Source organism: Pannonibacter phragmitetus (assembly GCF_050510895.1).
Taxonomy (GTDB): domain Bacteria; phylum Pseudomonadota; class Alphaproteobacteria; order Rhizobiales; family Stappiaceae; genus Pannonibacter; species Pannonibacter phragmitetus_B.
Genome location: NZ_JBNINT010000001.1, coordinates 3,727,344 through 3,749,711, shown reverse-complemented (window position 1 = coordinate 3,749,711; position 22,368 = coordinate 3,727,344). Strand labels below are relative to the sequence as shown.

Annotated in this window: 18 protein-coding genes and 3 pseudogenes; 4 read left to right on the top strand and 17 right to left on the bottom strand. The window is 62.8% G+C overall.

The annotated features are described in order from the left end of the window. Nucleotides 1-36 precede the first annotated feature (36 nt). The 11 genes and pseudogenes from ACQB61_RS18000 to dnaK all read right to left on the bottom strand — a co-directional run bounded on the left by ACQB61_RS18000 (nt 37) and on the right by dnaK (nt 9,895). The gene (locus tag ACQB61_RS18000) at nt 37-600 is read right to left on the bottom strand and encodes a NifU family protein (protein WP_186391542.1); all 564 of its coding nucleotides are present in this window, start codon (nt 598-600) and stop codon (nt 37-39) included. Between the two features lie 166 nt (nt 601-766). After that, complete coding sequence (locus ACQB61_RS17995) at nt 767-1,261, bottom strand: universal stress protein (protein WP_430513735.1); 495 nt, start codon at nt 1,259-1,261, stop codon at nt 767-769. Nucleotides 1,262-1,354: 93 nt separating this feature from the next. Further along, on the bottom strand, nt 1,355-2,659 hold the full coding sequence (gene hslU, locus ACQB61_RS17990; protein ID WP_430513734.1) for an ATP-dependent protease ATPase subunit HslU: 1,305 nt from the start codon (nt 2,657-2,659) through the stop codon (nt 1,355-1,357). Nucleotides 2,660-2,683: 24 nt separating this feature from the next. Next, nucleotides 2,684-3,775 (bottom strand): hypothetical protein, encoded by a 1,092-nt coding sequence (locus ACQB61_RS17985; RefSeq protein ID WP_430513733.1) that lies wholly within the window; start codon nt 3,773-3,775, stop codon nt 2,684-2,686. 26 nt (nt 3,776-3,801) lie between these two features. Further along, entirely contained in the window at nt 3,802-4,362 is a 561-nt protein-coding gene (gene hslV, locus ACQB61_RS17980; protein WP_430513732.1) for an ATP-dependent protease subunit HslV, read from the bottom strand. 167 nt (nt 4,363-4,529) lie between these two features. Continuing rightward, nucleotides 4,530-4,694: a hypothetical protein gene (locus ACQB61_RS17975; RefSeq protein WP_430514451.1), complete on the bottom strand. Its 165-nt coding sequence runs from the start codon at nt 4,692-4,694 to the stop codon at nt 4,530-4,532. A 71-nt stretch (nt 4,695-4,765) separates the two neighbouring features. Further along, nucleotides 4,766-5,109, bottom strand: a pseudogene (locus ACQB61_RS17970) (NADPH-dependent FMN reductase); the annotation flags it as partial. A gap of 88 nt (nt 5,110-5,197) precedes the next feature. Next, a complete protein-coding gene (locus ACQB61_RS17965) occupies nt 5,198-5,809 on the bottom strand; it encodes a class I SAM-dependent methyltransferase (RefSeq protein ID WP_430513731.1) in 612 nt (203 codons plus the stop codon). A gap of 103 nt (nt 5,810-5,912) precedes the next feature. Continuing rightward, complete coding sequence (gene dnaJ, locus ACQB61_RS17960; RefSeq protein WP_430513730.1) at nt 5,913-7,046, bottom strand: molecular chaperone DnaJ; 1,134 nt, start codon at nt 7,044-7,046, stop codon at nt 5,913-5,915. A gap of 11 nt (nt 7,047-7,057) precedes the next feature. Next, nucleotides 7,058-7,960, bottom strand: coding sequence for an FkbM family methyltransferase (locus tag ACQB61_RS17955; protein ID WP_430513729.1), 903 nt, complete (start codon nt 7,958-7,960; stop codon nt 7,058-7,060). 30 nt (nt 7,961-7,990) lie between these two features. Beyond that, nucleotides 7,991-9,895 carry a molecular chaperone DnaK gene (gene dnaK, locus ACQB61_RS17950; protein WP_430513728.1) on the bottom strand — a complete coding sequence of 635 codons (1,905 nt, stop codon included), beginning with the start codon at nt 9,893-9,895 and terminating at the stop codon, nt 7,991-7,993. Nucleotides 9,896-10,247: 352 nt separating this feature from the next. Here dnaK and ACQB61_RS17945 point away from each other — a divergent pair, with 352 nt between their 5' ends. Beyond that, nucleotides 10,248-10,904, top strand: a complete 657-nt coding sequence (locus ACQB61_RS17945; protein ID WP_430513727.1) for an alpha-ketoglutarate-dependent dioxygenase AlkB — start codon at nt 10,248-10,250, stop codon at nt 10,902-10,904. A 4-nt stretch (nt 10,905-10,908) separates the two neighbouring features. On the opposite strand, the pseudogene ACQB61_RS17940 reads toward ACQB61_RS17945, so the two are convergent. The 3 genes and pseudogenes from ACQB61_RS17940 to ACQB61_RS17930 form a co-directional block, all read right to left on the bottom strand. Next, nucleotides 10,909-12,898: pseudogene (locus ACQB61_RS17940) on the bottom strand (MacB family efflux pump subunit). An 11-nt stretch (nt 12,899-12,909) separates the two neighbouring features. Beyond that, entirely contained in the window at nt 12,910-14,133 is a 1,224-nt protein-coding gene (locus tag ACQB61_RS17935) for an efflux RND transporter periplasmic adaptor subunit (protein WP_430513726.1), read from the bottom strand. Nucleotides 14,134-14,192: 59 nt separating this feature from the next. Beyond that, on the bottom strand, nt 14,193-15,614 hold the full coding sequence (locus tag ACQB61_RS17930) for an efflux transporter outer membrane subunit (protein WP_430513725.1): 1,422 nt from the start codon (nt 15,612-15,614) through the stop codon (nt 14,193-14,195). 316 nt (nt 15,615-15,930) lie between these two features. Between ACQB61_RS17930 and ACQB61_RS17925 the strand changes: the two genes are divergently transcribed. After that, nucleotides 15,931-16,323, top strand: a complete 393-nt coding sequence (locus ACQB61_RS17925; RefSeq protein ID WP_430513724.1) for a hypothetical protein — start codon at nt 15,931-15,933, stop codon at nt 16,321-16,323. A gap of 72 nt (nt 16,324-16,395) precedes the next feature. Next, complete coding sequence (locus ACQB61_RS17920) at nt 16,396-17,097, top strand: helix-turn-helix domain-containing protein (RefSeq protein WP_430513723.1); 702 nt, start codon at nt 16,396-16,398, stop codon at nt 17,095-17,097. A 36-nt stretch (nt 17,098-17,133) separates the two neighbouring features. On the opposite strand, the gene ACQB61_RS17915 is transcribed toward ACQB61_RS17920, so the two are convergent. From ACQB61_RS17915 to ACQB61_RS17905, 3 genes are read right to left on the bottom strand one after another with little or no spacing between them, the layout of a single operon-like run. Next, nucleotides 17,134-18,699, bottom strand: coding sequence for an acyl-CoA dehydrogenase family protein (locus tag ACQB61_RS17915; protein WP_430513722.1), 1,566 nt, complete (start codon nt 18,697-18,699; stop codon nt 17,134-17,136). Nucleotides 18,700-18,704: 5 nt separating this feature from the next. After that, on the bottom strand, nt 18,705-19,466 hold the full coding sequence (locus ACQB61_RS17910; RefSeq protein ID WP_430513721.1) for an SDR family NAD(P)-dependent oxidoreductase: 762 nt from the start codon (nt 19,464-19,466) through the stop codon (nt 18,705-18,707). Next, entirely contained in the window at nt 19,463-21,316 is a 1,854-nt protein-coding gene (locus tag ACQB61_RS17905; RefSeq protein ID WP_430513720.1) for a feruloyl-CoA synthase, read from the bottom strand. The genes ACQB61_RS17910 and ACQB61_RS17905 overlap by 4 nt, the downstream gene beginning before the upstream one ends. A gap of 135 nt (nt 21,317-21,451) precedes the next feature. Here ACQB61_RS17905 and ACQB61_RS17900 point away from each other — a divergent pair. Continuing rightward, nucleotides 21,452-22,242, top strand: a pseudogene (locus tag ACQB61_RS17900) (crotonase/enoyl-CoA hydratase family protein). Nucleotides 22,243-22,368 lie beyond the last annotated feature (126 nt).

Below are 22,368 nucleotides of genomic sequence, written 5' to 3'. Positions count from 1 at the left end.
ACACCGCTTGTCGAGAGCGGCTTTCGGTGAACTGGCTTACAGGGCGCGGACTTCCTCGACTTCAGGCACGAAATGGCGCAGCAGATTCTGGATGCCGTGCTTCAGTGTCGCAGTGGAGGAGGGGCAGCCGGCACAGGCGCCGCGCATGGACAGATAGACGATGCCTTCCTTGAAGCCCTTGAAGGTGATGTCGCCGCCATCCTGCGCTACAGCCGGGCGCACACGGGTCTCGATCAGGTCCTTGATGACCGTCACGGTCTCTTCGTCAGCGGCGTCGAAGAACTCCTCGCCGTCCACGCCGTCATCCGTATTGCCTGCCATCTGCATGACGGGCTGGCCAGACATGAACTGCTCCATGATCGCGCCCAGAATGGCGGGTTTCATGTGCTGCCAGTCGGTGTCGTCCTTGGTGACGGTGATAAAGTCGTGGCCGAAGAAGACAGCCGAAACGCCCGGCACATCGAACAGGCGCTGCGCCAGCGGCGAGGCAGCAGCGTCATGAGCCGAGCGGAAATCATGCGTGCCTTCCGGCAGCACGACGCGGCCGGGCAGAAACTTCAGGGTCGAGGGATTCGGGGTTGCCTCGGTCTGGATGAACATGGGTCTGATCCTCAGTCGATCGTCGGGGCAAGGTCTCTTCGACTGGCGGTAACGGCTTGCCGGACGCGCCCCAGATTGGAATCTTTATAAACTACTTGGGCGCGTTTGACCACAGGTCAAGCACATCCATACGCGTCCGGCCAAAGAAATGGCGCGTTGGCTGCCGTCACGCAAGCGCGGCGATTTCATCGTCACCCAGATTGCCCGGCACGATCGTGACGGGAATGGGGAAGTTGCCGGCGGCCTTACCGGCGATGGACGTTACCAGTGGGCCGGGGCCTTCCGAACTCATACCGGCCGCCAGCACCAGAATGGCGATGTCATCGTCGGATTCGATCAGCTTGATGATCTCGTCGGACTTGTTGCCCTCGCGGATGACCAGCTCCGGCTCGGTGCGGGCAACAGCCCGGGCCCGGCCAGCGGCTCTGGCGAGGGTCTTTTCCGCCTCTTCCTGCGCCTCGGCGCGCATGATGTCCTCGACGCCCAGCCAGTGCTGGAAATCGCCGGGGGCAATGACGAAAAGCAGGGTGACCACGCCGCCCGTGCGGGCGGCGCGTTTTGCGGCGTAAATGATGGCACGGTCGCATTCCGGTGTGTCGTCAACGACCACCAGAAACTTGCGCCTGTGCCCTTCTTCAAAGCTCTTGCGGATCGCTACCATGGCCGCATGCTGCCATTTGGCTGTTCCGCCTGCAAGCGCGGCAAATGGCCGGGCCTGTGCATGACGCGAAAGTTGTGTTTCATCACTGCGGCCTCAGAGGATGAAGCGGGACAGATCGACATTCTTGGCCAGCTCACCAATGTTGCTGCGCACGAAATCCGCGGTGATCTCCACCGTGCTGCCGGACTTGTCCGGAGCGGTGAAGGACACTTCGTCCAGAATGCGCTCCATCACTGTCTGCAGGCGCCGGGCGCCGATGTTCTCGACGCTGGAGTTGAGGTCGACGGCGATGGTTGCGATCTCGTCGATGGCATCGTCGGCAAAGCTCAACTTCACACCTTCAGTGCCCAGAAGCGCCACATATTGTTTGATGAGGCTTGCTTCCGGCTCGGTCAGGATGGCGCGGAAATCCTCCTGCGTCAGGGCCTTCAGCTCGACACGGATCGGCAGACGTCCCTGCAGCTCCGGCAGAAGGTCGGAGGGCTTGGCCACGTGGAAAGCGCCTGAGGCGATGAAGAGGATGTGGTCGGTCTTCACCGGACCGTGCTTGGTGGACACCACCGTGCCCTCGATCAGCGGCAGCAGGTCGCGCTGCACGCCTTCGCGCGACACATCACCACCGGTGCGGCCATCTCGGGCGCAGATCTTGTCGATCTCGTCGAGGAAGACGATGCCGGAATTCTCCACGAGGCTGATAGCCTCACGCACCACCTTTTCTTCATCCAGCAGCTTGTCAGATTCCTCGGTGACAAGGATGTCGTGCGATTCCTTCACCGTCACCCGGCGCGGCTTGGTCTGGCCGCCAAGGGCCTTGCCCAGCATGTCGGACAGGTTCATCACGCCAACGCTGGCACCGGGCATGCCGGGCAGCTCGAAGCTGGGCATCTGCGGCTGGGCGCGGACCTGGATCTCGATTTCCTTGTCATCAAGATCGCCCTCGCGCAGCTTCTTGCGGAAGCTGTCACGGGTGGCGGGGCTGGCATTGTTGCCGACGAGCGCATCCAGCACCCGCTCTTCCGCCAGCACATGGGCTTTGGCCTTCACCTCCTCGCGGCGCAGCTCGCGTACCAGCGTGATGCCGGCTTCCACCAGATCTCGGACGATCTGTTCCACATCACGTCCGACATAGCCGACCTCGGTGAACTTGGTGGCTTCAACCTTGACGAAGGGCGCATTGGCAAGGCGGGCGAGACGGCGGGCAATCTCGGTCTTGCCGACGCCGGTTGGTCCGATCATGAGGATGTTCTTCGGCAGAACCTCCTCGCGCATCGGGCTTTCAAGCTGCTGCCGGCGCCAGCGGTTGCGAAGCGCAATGGCGACGGCGCGCTTGGCATCCTTTTGCCCGACGATATAGCGGTCGAGTTCGGAGACGATTTCCCTCGGTGAAAAATTGGTCATCGTGTCAGCTTTCAGTCATCAGGATCAATGGGCGGCGGGTACATGGCGCATCAGGCGCGTGCCGGTGAAAGGTGCAAGCAGCTTCCGCCGCAGGGGCACCCATGCAGAGCCCAGCAGCAGGATGAAACTGCCCAGGACCAGCAGCGTGACGGAGACACCCGTCATGTTGGAGACTTCCGCGTTCCACAGCAGCATGCTGACAGCCACGCCGAAATACCCGAGGCCGGAAACGAGGATTGCCCGCCGGTCGACCAGCAGCGCCACGAAGGCCAGCATGAGCACCAGCGTGATCATCACACAGGCGAGAACCAGTTCTCCTGCGCCCGTGTTGTAGAGGCCGCTCATGATGAGGGTTTGCAACGAATGCACCATGAGCGGGGCCGCGAGGAAATGCAGCCAGAAGGCCTTGTCGCTGTTGACGGTGCGCCGGGTCAGATCGCGGCTGTCAAAGTACATGGCCGCCGCAAAGGCAGAAAGACCTGCAGCAAGCCCGATCCAGGGCAGATAGTCGCCAACAAAATTCTCATCAACGGCGTGAGCTGCGGCAAGCAGGCTGCAGATCGCGCCCGCGCAAATCACCGCCACACCTACCGGCACCCTGAAGCGCCAGTAATGCAGCGCGGCGATGCCGGTTGCGGCCACCGTAAGCAGCATGAGTGCGGACCCTGGGAGCGCATCCATCGCGGTCTGGAACTTCTGTGAGCCATCGGAAGATGCCCCCGGCATGAGGTCTGCCGTTACGAAGATCACCGCCAGAAGGGTTGCAGGCAGGAACAGGATCGAGAGGATGAAGGACGGCAGGGCAAGGCGCATGCGCCGGGCAAAGATTTCGGACAGGACCCAGATGGCCACTGCCTGACCCGCGAAATTCAGGCCCCAGTTGCGCGTGAAGGTGAGAAAGAAGAACAGGCCGAAGAGCAGTGTGCCAATGCCGATGGAAATGAAGATGTCATGGAAGCCGCGAACGAAGCGCAGTTCCTCTGCATCCGCGCTTGAGATGGAGGGCTGGCGCAATCCGTCCAGATAGGTGGAGAGCGCCTCGAGCTGCGGCGGCGAGAGGATGCCGGCGCTCACTGCGCCTTGCAGATCCTCTCGTGTGAAGGCCTCGTTGGTCATGTGCGGGTATCCGGAGAGAATAAGGGTCAGCTGGTGCTGTCGAGGCTTTCGACCGTCAGATTGCCATTGGTGTAGACGCAGATGTCTGCTGCGATAGCCATTGCCTTGCGGGCGACGGTTTCCGCGTCGAAGTCCGTTTCCACCAGGGCCCGGGCCGCAGCGAGGGCATAGTTGCCGCCCGAACCAATACCCATGACACCGCCTTCCGGCTCCAGCACGTCTCCCGTGCCGGTCAGTACCAGCGACACATCCTTGTCGGCGACCAGCATCATGGCCTCGAGGCGGCGCAGGTAGCGGTCGGTGCGCCAGTCCTTGGCCAGTTCCACGCAGGCGCGCATCAGTTGGCCGGGATACTGCTCCAGCTTGGCTTCCAGCCGCTCGAACAGGGTGAAGGCATCTGCCGTTGCCCCGGCAAAACCGCCAATGACGGTACCCTTGGCCAGAGGGCGCACCTTGCGTGCGGTGTTCTTGATGACGGTCTGGCCCAGCGAGACCTGCCCGTCACCGGCAATCACCACCTTGCCGCCCTTGCGCACCATGAGAATGGTGGTGCCGTGCCAGGTGCCCATGCCGTGTTCTGAACTCATACCTTGTCCGATCCTGCAGATGATTGGCTTGCATCGCCAAAGAAAGGCGGCCGCAGGGCCGCCAGCGTTGGCTCTTATTTAGGAGGGAAAGTCCCGTCCGCCAAGCGCCAGCCCGTCACAGGCTGGAATGGAACTTCAAAGCCGCAGGGCGGGTGGGACGGCAGATCTCAGATGAGAGCCCGGGTTTCACGCATCAAACGCTGCACGGCGGCATCGAGTATACGGGAGCTCATTTCGTTGACGAGATTTCCTTGCGGATCAAAGGCCTTGCCTGCATCCGGCACCATGGCCATCTCGGGCAGCACAAGAGCCCCAAGGCCCACTTCCAGCACGGTGCGTGTGCCGATGAGGCCGCGAATGCCGCCAAGAGCGCCGGGGAGGCCGCGCCCAGACAGAAGACCCGGTTCTTGAAGGCAATGCCGGGTGCCTCACCCTGGTCGGCGACGCGGCTGACCCAATCCAGCGTGTTCTTGAGAAGCGGGGTCATCCCGGCATTGTATTCCGGGCAGGCGATGAAGACGCCGTGCTGCTCCTGCATCAGGCGCTTGAGTTTGCGGGCTGCCTCCGGCGGGCCTTTTCCTGTTCCAGGTCGCCGTCGTAGATTGGCATCTGGTAGTCGGCGAGCGAGATGCGCGTCACCTCCGCATCAGCCAGTGCCAGCCGCTTGGCGGCAAGCCCTGCGAGGCGGGTGTTGAGCGAGCCGCCCCTGATGGAGCCGGAAAAGACCAGAATCTTCGGATGACGCATACTGTCTCCTCATATTGCTGCATTGCAGCCGGAACAGCCAGCAGCATAAAAACAAATGCTGGCTGGCCATTGCTGGCCAGCCAGTTTTTTAAGGCTTGGTATAGACCCAGACACGGGCCGGCGGCAGGTTGGCAAAAATCCAGCCGGTCTTGTCAAGGTTGAGAACGCCCGGCTCCGGCTTCACCGGCGGAACAAGGGCGTAAGAAAACTGGATATAGGGCGCCCCCGGCTCACACAGGTCCAGCGCCTCAAGGATCAGCGCCCGGCGCTTTTCCACCGGCTGAGTGAACAGCGGCAGGCCCGAGACGATGCCGGCGAACATGCCATCCTGCACTGGCATGGCTTTTTCCAGTGTGTCGCGGAGTGCGTAGGCGTCACCCTGAATGGTCATCATTCCGGGGAACCGGTCGCGCAGCATGCGGCAAAACTCGGTGGTGTACTCAAGGGCAGTCAACTGCCCCTCCGAGATGCCCCGGTCAAAGATCGCCTGCGTCACCACGCCGGTGCCAGGTCCAAGCTCAAGGTAGCGTCCATCCGGACGCACGTTCAGAAAGGAAGCAATGCGCCGGGCAAGTTCGGGACCTGATGGCGAAATGGCACCGAGGGTCAGTGGGCTGTCGATCCAGTTGCGGAAAAAGCGGAACTCGTCCTGAAGCTTCTTCATCAAGGGCTTTCCGCCCAGCGTCCTGAACGCTGCCATGCTGTCCTCCGGTCAGATTGGTAAAATCATCTATCCGGGTAACCGTGGCCATTTCAAGGCCCTTGATCCCGAAGAAGGTCAAGGGCCCTGCGTGAGTGAGGGCTTAATTGCCCAGATTGTCGAGAAAATCCTTCACCCGTGCAAAGAAACCGGTGCTCTCCGGATTATTCTCGCCCGAGCTTTCCTTCTCGAACTCGGCCAGCAATTCACGCTGGCGCTTGGTCAGATTTGTCGGCGTCTCCACGGTGACCTGAATATACATGTCGCCATGCTGGCTGGTGCGCATCACCGGCATGCCTTTGCCCTTCAGGCGGAACTGGCGGCCGTTCTGCGTGCCTTCCGGCACCTTTACCCGCGTGGTCCCGCCTTCAACGGTTGGCACGTCAAACTGGCCGCCAAGAGCCGCGGTCGTCATGGAAATGGGCACGCGGCAATAGAGATCCGCTCCGTCGCGCTGGAAGAACTCATGCGGCTTCAGTGAGAGGAAAATGTAGAGATCGCCCGACGGCCCGCCACGCAGGCCCGCCTCGCCCTCGCCAGCCAGGCGGATTCGGGTGCCATCCTCGATGCCGGCCGGAATATTGACCGAAAGGGTACGCTCCTGCGTGACCCGGCCAACGCCAGAGCAATGGGGGCAGGGGTCGGAAATGACCTGGCCGCGGCCCTGACAACCCGGGCAGGTGCGCTCCAGAGTGAAGAAGCCCTGCGCAGCGCGTACGCGCCCCGAGCCGCCGCAGGTGCGGCAGGTGGTGGGGCTGGAGCCGGGCTTGGCGCCGGAGCCGCTGCAAGGCTGACAGGTGACCGAAGTCGGAACTTCGATCTCCACGGTCTTGCCCGTGAAAGCTTCTTCCAGTGTGATTTCGAGGTTGTAGCGCAGGTCCGCGCCGCGCTCGCGCCCGCCGGACGAGCGGCGCCCGCCGCCCATGCCGAAAAACTCTTCGAAGATGTCGGACATAGTGGAGGCAAAATCGCCGTTGCCGCCAAATCCGGCCCCGCCGCCTCCGCCGCCGTTCTCAAAGGCGGCATGGCCGAACCGGTCATAGGCGGCCCGCTTCTGGCCATCCTTCAGGATGTCGTAGGCCTCGTTGACTTCCTTGAACTGCGCCTCGGCCGAGGCATCGCCCGGATTGCGGTCCGGATGATACTGCATCGCAAGCTTGCGGTAGGCACTCTTCAGCGCCTTCTCGTCCGCATCCCGCGCCACGCCTAGGATTTCATAAAAGTCGCGCTTCGCCATCGAATTGTCCATTACCTGTCGCTGCTGAGCCTGCCAGAGGCGTTGGGCTGCCGTGCAAGAAGCGCATTCAGCCGGGTGCGGCGCTCAAGCTTGTAACCGTTGCCAAGACAAAGCTGCACGACGGGGAGCTCCTCATCCTTGCCAGCCTCAACGACGATCAGATCGGGCCACAGATTTGCCGGGCCATGGGTGAACAGCCCACGAAGCGCAGCTTCATCGTGACCTTCAAGGTCGATTTTCATGGCATCGATACGTTCGATCCCATGACGCGCACAGATTTCGGCGATCGGCACAATTTCGAAGCTGTCTTCTTCGTTTGCTTCTGCCGTTCTGACGCGGTGTTCGCCCCGATTGCCATCATGAATGACGATCGCTCCTCTACCGCTTGTTTCTCCAACTGCGCAGGCCGCAACCATGATGGATTCAGCGGCGGACGCTGCCAGATTTGTTTCAAGCCTTTCGCGGGTAACCGGATCTGGCTCGACGGCAAGGCCAAGTAGTTCGCGCCGGGCTCGACGTGCTACAGAAACCATCCAGAGACTGTAGAGACCAATGTTGGCACCCAGATCGACGAAGACAAACGGCTCCGAAGTGGATCGGATTAAAGCCTCTGCCAGCGCTTCACGTTCCTGTGGGTCAAATATATGCGAGCCGGCAACAGCACGCTTCTCGCAGCGGTTGGTTGCCGGGTACAGGCGGGCATGTATCGTTGGAAAAACGTCGGCAACATCCACCGGGCCTGCCGACCGCCCGACGCTTGTCTTGCGGAGAAAGGATACCATCCACTTGCCAAACCGGTTGTATGGCATGTGAATTGCGAGCCGGCGGATGAACTCCGCCGGCCGCGACAGTGTGTAGGCGCCAAAAGGCGGCTCAACAGTGCGCTGTTTCATGTTTTGAAAGCCTCCTGCCACGGGGGTGAGCCCGAGCGCCGTGCCAGTGGCTTACTTCTTGTCGTCTTTGACTTCTTCGAAGTCGGCATCGACCACGTCGTCATCCTTCTCGGAGGAAGCACCGGCGTCTTCGCCGCCTTCGGCTTCTGCCTGCGAGGCCTTGTACATGGCTTCGCCCAGCTTCATCGAGACTTCGGCCAGAGCCTGGGTCTTGGACTGGATATCTGCCACGTCCTCCGAGGTCAGAGCCGTCCTGAGGGCTTCAATCGCGCTCTCGATCGAAGCCTTGTCGTCAGCAGAGACCTTGTCGCTGTAGTCCTTGAGGGACTTCTCGGTGGAATGCATCAGGGATTCACCCTGGTTGCGGGCTTCCACCAGCTCACGGCGCTTCTTGTCCTCATCCGCGTGGGCTTCAGCGTCCTTGACCATCTTTTCGATGTCGGCGTCGCTGAGGCCGCCGGAGGCCTGGATGCGGATCTGCTGTTCCTTGCCGGTGCCCTTGTCCTTGGCGGACACGTTGACGATGCCGTTGGCGTCGATGTCGAAGGCAACCTCGATCTGCGGCACGCCGCGGGGAGCGGGCGGCAGGCCAACGAGGTCGAACTGGCCGAGCATCTTGTTGTCGGCAGCCATCTCGCGCTCGCCCTGGAACACCCGGATCGTCACAGCGGTCTGGTTGTCCTCGGCGGTGGAGAAGGTCTGGCTCTTCTTCGTCGGGATCGTGGTGTTGCGGTCGATCAGGCGGGTGAACACACCGCCGAGCGTCTCGATACCGAGCGACAGCGGGGTCACGTCGAGCAGCAGAACGTCCTTGACGTCGCCCTGCAGCACGCCGGCCTGAATGGCAGCGCCCATGGCCACCACTTCATCCGGGTTCACGCCCTTGTGCGGCTCCTTGCCGAAGAAGGTCTTCACGACTTCCTGGATCTTCGGCATGCGGGTCATGCCGCCGACGAGAACCACTTCATCGATCTGACCGGCGACGAGGCCGGCATCCTTCAGGGCTGCCTTGCAGGGCTCGATCGTGCGCTGGACCAGATCCTCGACGAGGCTCTCGAACTTGGCGCGCGTCAGCTTCATGGTCAGGTGCTTGGGACCGGAGGCATCCGCCGTGATGAAGGGCAGGTTGATTTCGGTCTGCGAGGAGGACGACAGCTCGATCTTGGCCTTTTCCGCAGCTTCCTTGAGGCGCTGCAGGGCCAGCTTGTCGTTCTTCAGGTCGATGCCCTGCTCCTTCTTGAACTCGGAAGCAAAGTAGTCGACCAGACGCATGTCGAAGTCTTCACCGCCGAGGAACGTGTCACCGTTCGTCGACTTCACTTCGAAGACGCCGTCGCCGATTTCAAGAACCGACACGTCGAAGGTGCCGCCGCCAAGGTCATAGACAGCGATGGTCTTGCCATCGTTCTTGTCGAGGCCATAGGCGAGCGCAGCTGCGGTCGGCTCGTTGATGATGCGCAGAACTTCGAGGCCGGCGATCTTGCCCGCATCCTTGGTGGCCTGACGCTGGGCGTCGTTGAAATAGGCCGGAACGGTGATGACTGCCTGGGTCACGGTCTCGCCGAGATAGCTCTCGGCGGTTTCCTTCATCTTCTGCAGGATGAAGGCGGAAATCTGGGAGGGCGAGTACTTCTGCCCATTGGCCGAAACCCACGCATCGCCATTGTCTGCCTTGACGATGTCATAGGGTACGAGACCCTTGTCCTTCGCCACGGTCGGATCATCGAAGCGGCGGCCGATGAGGCGCTTCACTGCGAAGAGCGTGTTGGTGGGGTTGGTGACAGCTTGGCGCTTGGCCGGCTGGCCGACGAGACGCTCGTTGTCGTCCGAGAAGGCGACCATCGAAGGCGTTGTACGTGCGCCTTCCGAGTTCTCGATGACTTTTGCATCCTTGCCGTCCATGACGGCGACGCACGAATTCGTCGTGCCGAGGTCGATACCGATGACCTTTGCCATTTCTTCCTCTCTTTCTAGCAAACCGGAAAAACCCGTAGCGGCGTCAATCCGGCTCCCTTTCACAATCAGTGATGCCGGCGCGCTTAAGACCTGATGCTCCGCCACGGGAGCATTGGCCCAAGCCCCTTTTGATCCCTGAGGCCTTGATCACGAGTTTTCACCCTTGGCCTTGTCCGGGGCTGTCAGCAGGTTGTTCCGCCTGTCAGCACTGAGCTTGATCGCTATATAGGCGGGAGACAGGCTGGCTGCAAGGCGTCTGCCTAACTGATCTTGCTGTGCAAAAGCCCTTACAGTGGCAAGGATCGCTACATGCCTTGCAGACTTGCGTTCTTTGGCTGCCGGAGACTGTGGAATGACTTTGGACAACACTGCACCGGAAGGTACCGGCAGGCGGCAAGGCCCGCTGCCACAGGGTGTGCGCTTCCTGCCTGGCCATCTGGAGCTATCCGCACAGGCGGAGCTTGCCGGGCAATTGCGGACCATCGTGGCCGAGGCCCCGCTGTTCAGCCCGGTGATGCCCAAGAACGGCAAGCCCTTTTCCGTGCGCATGAGCAATTGCGGCCCGCTAGGCTGGGTGTCTGACATCCGCGGCTACCGCTATCAGCCGCTGCATCCGGTGACGGGCAAGCCCTGGCCGCCCCTGCCGGATGTGCTGAAGGAGCTTTGGTGCGAGCTTGTTCCGGATGCTCCCGAACCCGAAGCCTGCCTGATCAACTTTTATGACGGAAATGCCCGGATGGGGCTGCATCAAGACCGTGACGAGGAGACCTTCGATGCGCCGGTTCTATCCGTATCATTGGGCGATTCGGCCCTCTTCCGCATCGGTGGCCTCACCCGCAAGGACCCGACCCGCTCGTTCCGGCTGAACTCGGGCGACGTGCTGCTGCTGGAGGGCCCGTCCCGGCTCGCCTTTCACGGCATCGACCGGCTCTATCCGGGCACCTCCACCCTTCTCAAAAACGGCGGACGCATCAATCTGACGCTCCGCCGGGTTACGAAACCGGCTTGACCGTTTACAGCCTGCTGAGCGCGGCCACGGGGTCGAGGCGGGAGGCGTTGCGGGCGGGGAGGAAGCCGAAGACGATGCCGATCAGGGTTGAGATCCCGAAGGCATAGGCGATCGAGGCGTTCGAGAAGATCAGCGCGAAATCGGAGACAAAGAACGGGAAGAGGGCGCCGAAGCTGAGAGCAATAGCGATGCCTGCGAGGCCGCCGATGATGCAGACGGTCACGGCTTCGATGAGGAATTGTTGCAGGATATCGGACCGCCGCGCTCCGACAGCCATACGCACGCCGATCTCCGAGACACGCTCAGAGACGGTTACCAGCATGATGTTCATCACGCCGATACCGCCGACGATCAGCGAGATCACGGCAATGGCTGCGATCAGCAGCGTCATGGTGGCCGTGGTGCTGGTTATGGACTGGCGGATGTCGTCGGTGTTGAGGATGAAGAAGTCCTTTGTGCCGTGGCGCTGGGTCAGGAATGTGGTGACCATCTGCTCGGCCAGCTTCATGTCCACGTCGTCCTCCACCCGCACGGTGATGCTGCGCAGCGTGCGGGTGCCGGTCAGGCGTGCCTGCACGGTAGTATAGGGCAGAAAAACGGAGAGATTCTGGCTGCTGCCAAAGCCGCCCTGCTGAGGCTGGGCCACGCCGACGATGCGGGCAGGCATGTTGTTGATCAGCAGTACCTTGCCGACCGCCCCATCCGGCTCATCTGCAAAAAGGGTCTTGCGGGTGTTCTCGTCGATGACGGCCACTGCATCGAGATTGTGCTCGCTGCCGGCGTCGAAGAACTTGCCTGACGCGATCTTCGTGCCCTTGGCATCGAAATAGGCAGTGCTGACGCCGTTTGCGAGGGCGGAGGCTTCCTTGAGCCATAGCGCAGGGTGGCGCTGGTGGAAACGGTTGGCGTGACGGCCCGGAGATAGGGCTGGCGCGCCAGTTCCTTGGCGTCGGAGATCACAAGCGTCGTCACCTTGCCGGAGCGCGCATCGCCGAAGTCCTTGCCGGGAAAGACCTCCAGCGTGCTGGTGCCGAGGCTGGCGATGTTGGCCAGCACTTTTTCCCGGGTACCCGTGCCAAGCGCCACCACGCTCACCACGGACGCAATGCCGATGATGATGCCAAGCATGGTCAGGAAGGTGCGCAGCTTGTGCGCCTTCATGGAGAGAAGCGCCATGCGGAATGCTTCGCCGAAGCGGTCGGCCCAGGCGGTGAGGCCCCGGTTCAGCTTGCGTCCCACGCCCTGCGCTGGCTGCGGCGCCGGTGCCGGTGCACGGGCATCCGGTTCCGCCGCATCAGGGGCATCTGTCTTGCGCACATGGTCGGCGATGATCTCGCCGTCCAGAATTTCTATGGTCCGTTCAGCAAGCGCTGCCACATTGGGGTCATGGGTGACGATAATCACCGTCTTCCCCTCCTTGTGCAGCTCGCGCAGGATGTCGAGCACATCCTGTCCGCTGCGCGTGTCCAGCGCGCCGGTCGGTTCGTCAGCCAGGATGATGTCGCCGCCATTCATGAGGGCGCGGGCGATGGAGACACGCTGCTGCTGCCCGCCCGAGAGCTGCGGCGGGCGATGCTCCATGCGGTCGCCAAGGCCCAGCCGCGTCAGGATATCGGCCGCCCGCTGCCGCCGTTCGGCAGGTGCCAGGCCTGCATAGACGGCGGGCACTTCCACATTGCCGAGGGCGGTCAGTTCCGCCAGAAGATTGTAGCGCTGGAAGATGAAGCCGAATTTCTCCCGCCTCAGAGCTGCCAGTTCGTCCGGCTCAAGGTCCGCCGTCTCGCGCCCGCCGATCCGGTAGCTTCCCCGGTCGGTGTGTCGAGGCAGCCGAGGATGTTCATCAGCGTCGACTTGCCGGAACCGGACTGACCGATGATGGAGACGAATTCACCCCGGGCGATCTCAAGATTGATGCCCTTGAGGACCGTGACTTCTCCGTCTCCGGCCGGAAAAGAGCGATAGAGAGCCTTCAGGCTGATGAGCGGTTCCGCCATGGCCCCGCCCCTCACAGTCCCATGGGCGGGCCGCGCCGTGTGGTGCTGCTGGTGGCTGCGCCCGCATTCAGGGTGCCAGTCACGACCTTTTCGCCCTCCGTCAAGCCGGAGCGGATCTCCACGTTGATCTTGTCATTGAGGCCGGTCTCCACCTGCCGCGTCTCGATGCTGCCGTCCTGGCCCATCACCTGCACGGTGTAGCTGCCGTCCGGGTTGCGGGCACCAAGCGCCGTGGCTGCGATCACCGGCACATCCACTGCCTTGCCCAGCACGATGGTGACTTCTGCCGTCATGTAGGTGCGCAGAACTCCATCTGGATTGGGCACGTTGAAGATGCCGTTGTAATAGATCGCGGCAGTGCTTGAGTTGGAGGACGCGGCGCTGGAAGAGCCACTGACGGCCTTGTCGCTGGTGATCGATTCCGGTGCTGGCTCGATGAAGTCGAGCTGGGCCTGATATTTCGTGTCCGGCGCGCCGAGCACGTTGAAATAGACCTCCGTTTCCGGCTTCACCTTCACCACGTCCGCTTCGGAAATTTCGGCCTGCACATTCATCACGTCGAGCTGGCCCATGATGATGATGGTGGGGGCGGACTGGGCCGCATTCACCGTCTGGCCTTCCTGGTTGACGATGGCCAGCACCGTTCCGGCGATCGGGGCGGTGATGCGGGTGTAGCCGAGATTGGCACGGGCCGTTTCCACGGCCACCTCGGCTGCCACGATCTGGGCATCCAGCGCCCGGATCTGTGCCTCGATGGTTTTGACCTGCGATTGCGCTGTATCCAGATCCGCCTTCGAGGTGGCGTTCTGGGCGATCAGCGTCTGCTGGCGGTCAAGAGATGTGCGGGCCAGCTGCAGCGAAGCTTCCTTCTCCACGCGCTGGGCCTCGACATTGGCCAGCGAGGCTTCCGCAGTGCGCAGACTGTTGGTCTGGGTGGTGGCGTCGATCTCTGCCACCAGTTCCCCAGCCTTCAGTTTCTGGCCCAGCTTCACCTTCAGGGCGACGATCCGTCCCGAGGCCTGTGCGCCGACAGCGACCAGTTTGGATGGCTTCAGGATGCCGGTGGCCAGAACCGTTTCCTCGATTGTGCCCTTGCGCACGGCAGAGGTCATCACGGTTGGACCGGCCGCTGGCTGCAGGGCGGCACGGGCGTAATAGGCGCCGCCAGCTGCGGCGGCAAGGAGGACGGCGGCAATCAGCCAGCGGCCTTTCTTGCGGGGTCTTGATGCGTTCATTGAGAACACGCTTTCATCAGGCTGGGCCGGGCGGGCAGGAGGTCCGCCGCGGCGCTGCATCAATTGTCTGGCGTCAGTTTGCGCAGGCGTGGCCCGTTGCGCTCATCCCTGACGGCCGGCGTGCTGGTATCCACTGTCCCGTCCCAGCCGCCGCCAAGACTGCGGTTGAGGCTGATATAGGCCGAGGTGATGGCAAGCTGGCTGGCGATCAGGCTGTCCTCGGCGCTGTAGAGCGAGCGGTCGGCGTTGAGGACTTCCAGAAAGCTGCTGGAGCCGCTCTGATACTGGGTGCGGGCAAGGTCTGCCGCCTGCCGGTAGGCGCGGGCAGCGGCGGAAAGTTTGGCCGCCCGCTGGCGCTGCAGGCTCAGGCTGACCAGCGCGTTCTCTACCTCTTCAAGAGCTGTCAGCACGCCCTTGCGGTAGGCCAGAAAACTGGCATCGCGCTGGGCTCTGGCCACCTCTGCGGCGGCAGCCAGCGATCCGCCATTGAAAACAGGCACGCTGAGCGAGGGGCCGAAGGACCAGCTGATCGAGGAGTTTTTCGCCAGATCCCCGGTCTGCGCAGCCGAGGTGCTGATGTTGCCCGTCAGGCTGATGGCCGGATAGCGGGCAGCCTCCGCCGCGCCAATGGAGGCGGTGGCTTGTGCCAGCTTGCGTTCCAGCACCCTCAGGTCTGGCCGGGTGTTGAGAAGATCTGCCGGGACGCCTGAGGCGAGCGGCAGCTTTGGCCTGGGGATGGGCCGGGGCTTGTCCATGAGCCCGGCAAGGGAAGCAGGCTCGCCGCCCGTCAGAACGCCCAAGCGGTGCAGGGATTCGGCATAGGAAATCCTGAGGCTCGGAATGTTCGCTTCCGTGCTCGCTGCCTGTCCGGTGGCATTGGCCACATCCGCAGCCGATACGGCACCAGCATCGAACCGGGATTGCGTCAGGCGCACGGTTTCGATCTGTGACGATGCGGTGCGCCGGGCCAGGGCGATACGCGCCTGATTGGAGCGGGCCTGCACGTAATAGCTCGCTGTATCGCCGATCAGCGTCACCATCGTGGCACGCAGGTCCTCCTCGGCAGCATCAAGCCCGTAACGTGCTGCCTCCACCTTGCGGGCATTGGCGCCAAACAGATCCACCTCCCAGCTGGCCGAAAGCCCAGCCTGGAAAAGATTGCTCATCTTCGGGTCTTCGCCGGAGGAGCGTGACCGCCGAGCGCTGCCGGATCCGTCCGCCGACGGCAGCAGCCCGCCGGTCTCCCGGTCTAGTGACGCGCGTGCCTCGCGGACACGGGCCTTGGCGGTGGAGGCATCAAGGTTGTGGCGGATTGCAGTTTCGATCAACTGGTTCAGAACTGGATCGCCCAGCTGCTCCCACCATCTTGCAAGTTCCGCAGGGCGTGCCTCGCCCTTCTGGCTCGTGTTGTTGAAGTTCTGGGAAAGTTCAAACTTGGGCTTCGTATAGTCTGGCCCGACAGCACATCCTGACAGGATCAAGGCCAGTTGCAGAAAAACCGCAGACCGGCGCCAGGAAAAAACTGACCCTGCAGGCCGGATTGCTCCGGATCGGTTGAAAAATGACACGGGACGCATGGACAGACCGCTGAGGGAGATAAGGTGAAACGTCATGCTACCTAAAATTACTGGGTGGCGGCGTCAACGGCTGTAAGTGTCACTATTTGTATCAGGAATTTCTTCCTGCATGCCTTCTGGCGCCTCTGCGCTGACGCGCCGCAGGCTGGGGCGGCTGCAGGCGGCGGGGCGTCATTGAAACCGCGCAGGAACGGGTTTACCTGTAGGCACAGGAGTTCTGATGCACCAAGGACAAAAGCACACGGCGAACCTGCTGCGCATTCTTTGCGCCATGGGTTTCCTGTTGCTTGGTTTTGCCCATCAGCCGCCTGCCTTTGCCCTTTCGGCCAGCCAGCTGGAGGAGATGGAGGCTTTCCGCCTGCCCGATGGCAGCCTGCCGGTGCTCTGCCTCTCCCGCAGTGGAAAGAATGGCGGGCCACATTATCCCGGCCCAAAGGGGTGCGAAGCCTGCCGCCTTTCCGCCTCTGTGGTTCTGCCCGAGCCTGTTCTGGGCGCCGGTGAAGCTCTTTCCGTTCCGGTTCAGGGTAGCTGGCTTCTGTTCCTGCCGCAGGTGCCTGCTTCTGGTGTACCGCCAGGCAGCAGCGGCTCCAGGGCTCCCCTGCACACATCCTGATCTAGCCGGCCGGGCCTCTCCGGCCTGTCCCTGTTCCGCCAGTCCCGCTGGCGCCAGACCGGATGTCTTCAGATGGAAATGCTGTCCCCGCGCCGCGGCACGCAAACTGCCGTCCCGATTGATTTTAACATTGACCCGCTGATGAGCGAAAATGGCCGGAAGATTGCCACGGTTGCCGCCCGTGCCAGTATCTTCCTGCCCGGTGTCAACCGCAGCGAGACCTTCCGTATCCTTGAGGGCTGCATCGTGCTTTACCAGCGCCTGCCTGACGGGCGGCGGCAGATCCTCGATGTGCTGGGGCCGGGCAAGATGTTTGGCCGTGGCCTTTCAGATGTGCAGCAATGCGGGGCTGAGGCCATGGCGCCAACCCGGCTGGAACTGGTCGCTGCCGGGCAGCGGCGCATGGAGGGCGAGTTGAATGCCGCCGTCCGCCTGCTGCTGCGCCGGGCACAGGCCCATGCCATTCTGCTGGGCCGCAAGACGGCAACGGAAAAGGTCGCCTCTGCGCTGGTGGATCTGTGCCGCCAGTTCGCGAAGGTGGGGGAGGAAGCAGCTGTCCTGCGCTTTCCGATGTATCTGACGCGGCAGGATCTGGCGGATTGGCTGGGGCTGACGCTGGAAACCGTCAGCCGCTGCATGAGCCGTCTGCGCCGCGATGGCTATATTTCTCTGAATGTGCAGGGCGATGTGGCCGTGCATGATCTGCCTGCGCTGAGAGCGCTGGCCATGGGCACTGTTCCGCCGCAAGCCACACTTTGCGTTGCGGCGGAGTGAGCGAATTGGAACCCGGGGCTGTGCTTCCGGCTGGTATCAGTCCAGCCGGAGAGCCATCCACGCGGTGACAGCAGCCCAGGCGCAGCGCATGTAGTCCTCGGCCCGGTAAAGTGCGGCCTCCGGGTCGCTCTGCAAGCCGTTGAGCTCTTCAGCCATGGCGAGGAAGGCGGCAAGGGCAGCTTCAGCCTCAGCGGCCTTGGCCGGATGGTTTGCAGATGCAGTGGCGATGCCTTCACGCATCAGCCGTTCAAACACGGCAAGACCCCGGCCCTGATCGCGCCAGAGGCGGCGGGTGAGGAAGTCGATGGCCTGGATGCCGGTGGTACCCTCGTAGATGGTCATCACCCGGCTGTCGCGCAGGTGCTGCTCGACCGGCCACTCCTTCGTATAGCCTGCTGCGCCCATCACCTGAATGGCCCGGTTGGACACGTCAAAGCCCGCTTCCGCACCGAAAGTCTTGATCATCGGCAGCATGAAGGCGCTGAAATCGCGCATCTGCGCCCGCTCTGCCTCATCCGCTGACAGCCGGGCAAGATCCATCCGGGCGGCGCTTTCCAGGATGGCGGCGCGGGTGACCTCTGTCTGGCGTCGCAAAAGCGAGAGCTGGCGGCGGACATCGGGATGCTGTGCGATCGGCAGGGGCGGGCGGTCCGCCGGTCCGCCCTGCTTGCGGTCCTGTGCATAGGTCTCGGCAATATCGGCGGAGGCGGAGGCAAGGCCGAGGCCCTGACAGCCGGTCTGCAGACGCATCAGTTCGATCATGTGGAACAGGGCGTTGAGCCCGCGTCCCTCCTCGCCCAGGAGCCAGCCGCGTGCGCCATCAAACCCGAGGATACAGGTGGGCGAGCCATGCAGGCCCATCTTCTCCTCGATCCGCTGCACGGCGATGCCATTGGCCTTGCCGTCGATCTGATTGGGCACGAGGAACAGGCTTAGCCCGGCGGTGCCTGCCTTCTTGCCCGTGCGGGCAAGAAGGCAATGGCCGATGCGCGCGGCAAGGTCGTGATCGCCGAAGGAAATCCAGCTCTTCACGCCATTGATCTGCCATAGGCCATCGCTGCCTTGAGCTGCCGTGGTGCGGATGCGGCCCACATCGGACCCGGCATCGGGTTCTGAAATGCAGATGGTGGCGGTCCATTCACCGGCAAGCAGCTGGCCGATCCATTCCTCAGCGAGGGCCGGTTCGGCAACAGCGGCCAGCAGATGGCAAGCAGCGCGGGACGAGCCTGCCGCCATCATCATGGAAACGCAGCCGCGCTCGAACAGCGGCAGGCAGGCGGCCTGAAGCGTCAGCGGCAGGCCCTGTCCGCCGTGGGCTTCCGGCAGGTCCATGCCCAGCCATCCAGCTTCCGCATAGCGGCGGTAGGCCTGCGCGAAACCGGCTGGGGTTCTCACGCGGCCATCCACGATGCGGCAGCCTTGCTGATCGGAAACAACGTTGAGCGGGGCAAGTTCGGTTTCTGCGAAGGCGGCGGCTTCCCGGAGGATCGCCTCCACCGTTTCGCTGTCATAATCCGGCAGGATCGCCTGAACGGCCTGCCAGCCGGGGGTTGCCTGCAACAGTCTGGCGGTGCGGTCCGCCTGCACGCGAAAGCCTTCCATGGCGATCAGCGCGGCTGCATGCGAAGGGCACCGTCCAGCCGGATAACCTCGCCATTGACGTAAGGATTGGCCACGAGATAGCGCACCGTATCGGCAAATTCCTCCGGTGTGCCCAGGCGGGCTGGGCCGGGGATGGCAGCGGCAAGGCTATCCTGCGCTTCCTGCGGCAGACCCGCCAGAAGCGGGGTGCGGAACAGGCCCGGTGCGATGGTGTTGACGCGGATGCCGAAACGGGCCAGTTCACGCGCTGCAGGCAGGGCCATGGAGACAATGCCGCCCTTGGAGGCCGAATAGGCGATCTGACCGATCTGGCCCTCGAAAGCGGCCACCGAAGCGGTGTTGACGATGACGCCCCGGCCCAGCCCCTCAAGTTCCGTTGTCTCGGCGATGCGGGCAGCCGCAAGGCGCATCATGTTGAAGGTGCCGACCAGATTGACGCGGATCACCCGCTCGAAAGCATCCAGCGGCATCGGCCCGTCACGGCCCAGAAGCCGGGCGGCGGTACCAATCCCGGCGCAATTGACGAGAATGCGCAGGCCGCTTCCGGCAGCGGTCGCCGTATCGAGTGCGGCGCTGGCATCCGCTTCGCTGGTCACGTCGCCAGCGATGGCGACACCGCCAATCTCTGCGGCCACGCGCTCAGCACCTGCCGCATCACGGTCAAACACATGCACGATGGCGCCTTCCGCCGCCAGCAGGCGGGCGGTGGCCTCGCCCAGACCCGAGCCGCCACCGGTGACGAGTGCGCTGGAACCTGAAATCCTCATGCTGCGGCCTCTTCCCTTGCCAGAATGACATCCGCGCCGCCTGCATAAAGCGCTGAAATCTGCTCATGCCGGTGGCTGCGCAGGGCGCGCTGGTTTAGCGAGCCCTTCTCGGTGATTTCGCCCTTGTCGAGGCGCGGCGGGTCCATCAGAACCGCAAGGCGCATCACACGGCTGGCCGAGCCTGTCGCCTGCTTCTGGTGCCGGTAGAGCCGGGCGGCGAGTGCCGCGTGCACTGCCGGGTGGGCCTTCACTGCAGCCTCGTCAAGGGCTTCGCCGCCCTCGATCAGCTTGCGTGCGGCCGGCATGGCGAGCAGCACCAGAGCGCCGAGTTCCGCCTCGTTCTCGCCGGTGATCACCACATCGCGGATTAAGCCGGAGAACTGATCGACCAGTTGTGCCCGCAAGGGGCCGACGGCTACCCAGGTGCCTGTCTGCAGCTTGAAGTTCTCGGCAATGCGGCCATCGAAGAAGAAGCCACGGGTGGGATCGCCCGGCACGGCGAATTTCAGCGCGTCACCAATGCGGTAGAAACCTTCTTCGTCAAAGGCGGCTGCCGTCAGCTCCGGATTGCGCCAGTAGCCAGGGGTCACGTTCGGGCCCTTGAGCCGCAGTTCGTATTTATCTTCCACCGGCACCAGCTTCATGGTGATGCCCTGCGCCGGGATGCCGACATTGCCCGCTTTCTCCTCCTGCGTGGTGCAGAAGAGCGAGAAGGGGCTTGTCTCCGTGGCGCCCAGGCCCGTGCTCAGCAGCACGCTGTGGCCGAGAATTCCTTGCGAGATTTCGCGCAAGGAGTCCCATGTGTGCTGCGCCATCCCGGCGCCCGCATACATCATCAGCTTCAGGTTCTTGAAGAAGTTCTGTGCCAGCTCCGGATCGGCCTCGAAGGCATGCACCAGCATCTCGTAACCGGCCGGCACGTTGAAGTACCAGGTCGGGGAGATGTCCTTGAGATTGCGGATCGTCTCGCCGATGTGCTGGGGCGACGGGCGGCCGTTGTCGATGTAGAAGGTGCCGCCGTTGTAGATCACCATGTTGAAGATCTTGCTGCCCGCGGCCACGTGGTTCCACGGTGCCCAGTCAACGATAACGGGCGGCTCATCCTTCAGGAACTGGTAGCAGTCACGGACCATTTCCTGATTGGAGCACAGCATCCGCTGGGTCTGGATCACGGCCTTGGGCGATCCGGTGGTGCCGGAGGTGAAGAGGAACTTTGCCACCGTATCCGGTCCCACCGCATCAAATGCGGCATCAACCGCAGCTGTCGCCTTTGTCTTCAGAAGGTCTTCAAAGAGGATGCTGTTGGGCCGGTCCGCAGGCAGATTGCGCGCCGCGACCAGAACACAATCCTCCCCAAAGGCCGCATCGACGGCAGGCCGGAAGCGCGTGCCGTCTTCCACGAAGGCAAGGCCTGGCGTGATCTGCTGCGCGATTTCGGTCAGTTTGCCGAAGTCGGTGGCCAGCGTGACATAATTGGCGGAGATGGCAGCGGAAGGAATGCCCACATGCTGGGCGCTGAGCGCCATCAGGGCATGTTCGAGCGAGTTTTCCGCCAGAATGGCAACGGGACGGTCGACGGACAGGTTGTGGTCCAGAAAGGCCTGCGCAAGGCTGCGCACATGGCTGAGGGCATCAGCATAGGAAATGCGCTTCCAGCCATCCCCTTCACGTGCCGCCATCCAGGTGCGGCCGGGGGCTGCTTGCGCCCAATGAACAAGCCGTTCGTTGATCTTGCTGGCATAGGAGCCCAGCGCGTCCTCGCGCCAGATGACGGTCGAGCCATCGGCCCGGGTTTCCCATGCGAGTTCCGGCGTCCAGAATTCCTTCCGGACCATAGCTCCTGCGGTCATGACTCCTCCCAGACGTCAATCACGTGAACAGATTTTCAGGCCGGCTGGCCCCTCCGGAAATTTGTTTACAAGGAAACAATCCATCTGTAAACAATCAAAATCAGGCACACGAAGATGGGCAGCGGGAGTAACGCCATGGACAGCACCGTCACCGGGGACATCGTCACCTATGAACTGAAGGGCAAGGTTGCCCTCGTCGGCCTCAACCGGGCCGAAAAGCGCAATGCCATCAGTGACCGGGTGGTCGAGGCGCTGGCTGTCGCCGTTGCCAGGGCCGAGCGCGAAGCCAAGGCCGCAGTGCTCTTCGGTTATGGCAATCACTTCTGTGCCGGGCTGGATCTGGCCGAGCATGTGGAGCGTTCGCCCATTGAAGGCGTGCGCAACTCCCGCCGCTGGCATGCGGTGTTTGGCGGCATCGAGCATGGCACCATTCCCTGGATCTCGGCCCTGCACGGGGCTGTCGTTGGCGGCGGCCTTGAGCTTGCCGCCTCCACCCATATCCGCGTTGCAGATGCGACCACTTTTTCGCCTTGCCGGAAGGCCAGCGCGGCATCTTCGTTGGCGGCGGCGGTTCCGTGCGTGTGGCGCGGCTGACGGGCGTTGCCCGCATGACCGACATGATGCTGACCGGCCGCGTGGTGCCTGCCTCCAGTGCCGAAGCCTGGAACCTTGCCCAGTATGTGGTGGGTGAGGGCGAGGCGCTGGCCAAGGCCATGGAACTGGCAGAGGCCGCTGCCAGCAATGCGGAACTGTCCAACTATGCCGTCATCAATGCCCTGCCGCGCATTCAGGACATGGCAAAGGAGGATGGACTTTTCGTCGAATCCTTTATTGCATCCTTCACGGCTACGAGCCCGGAAGCCGAAGAGCGCCTGCGCGCCTTCCTTGAGAAGCGCGCCGCGCGGCTGAAGGCTCCTGGCGCCTGAAGGAGATGTCATCATGGCCATGGATGCGGACGTGATCTGCCCGAAGCAGGGCGAGGTCGAGATCGGCAAACTGGACGGAGCCGTCGGCTTCCTGCTGCGCATGGCTCAGCTCAAGGTCTACGAGCA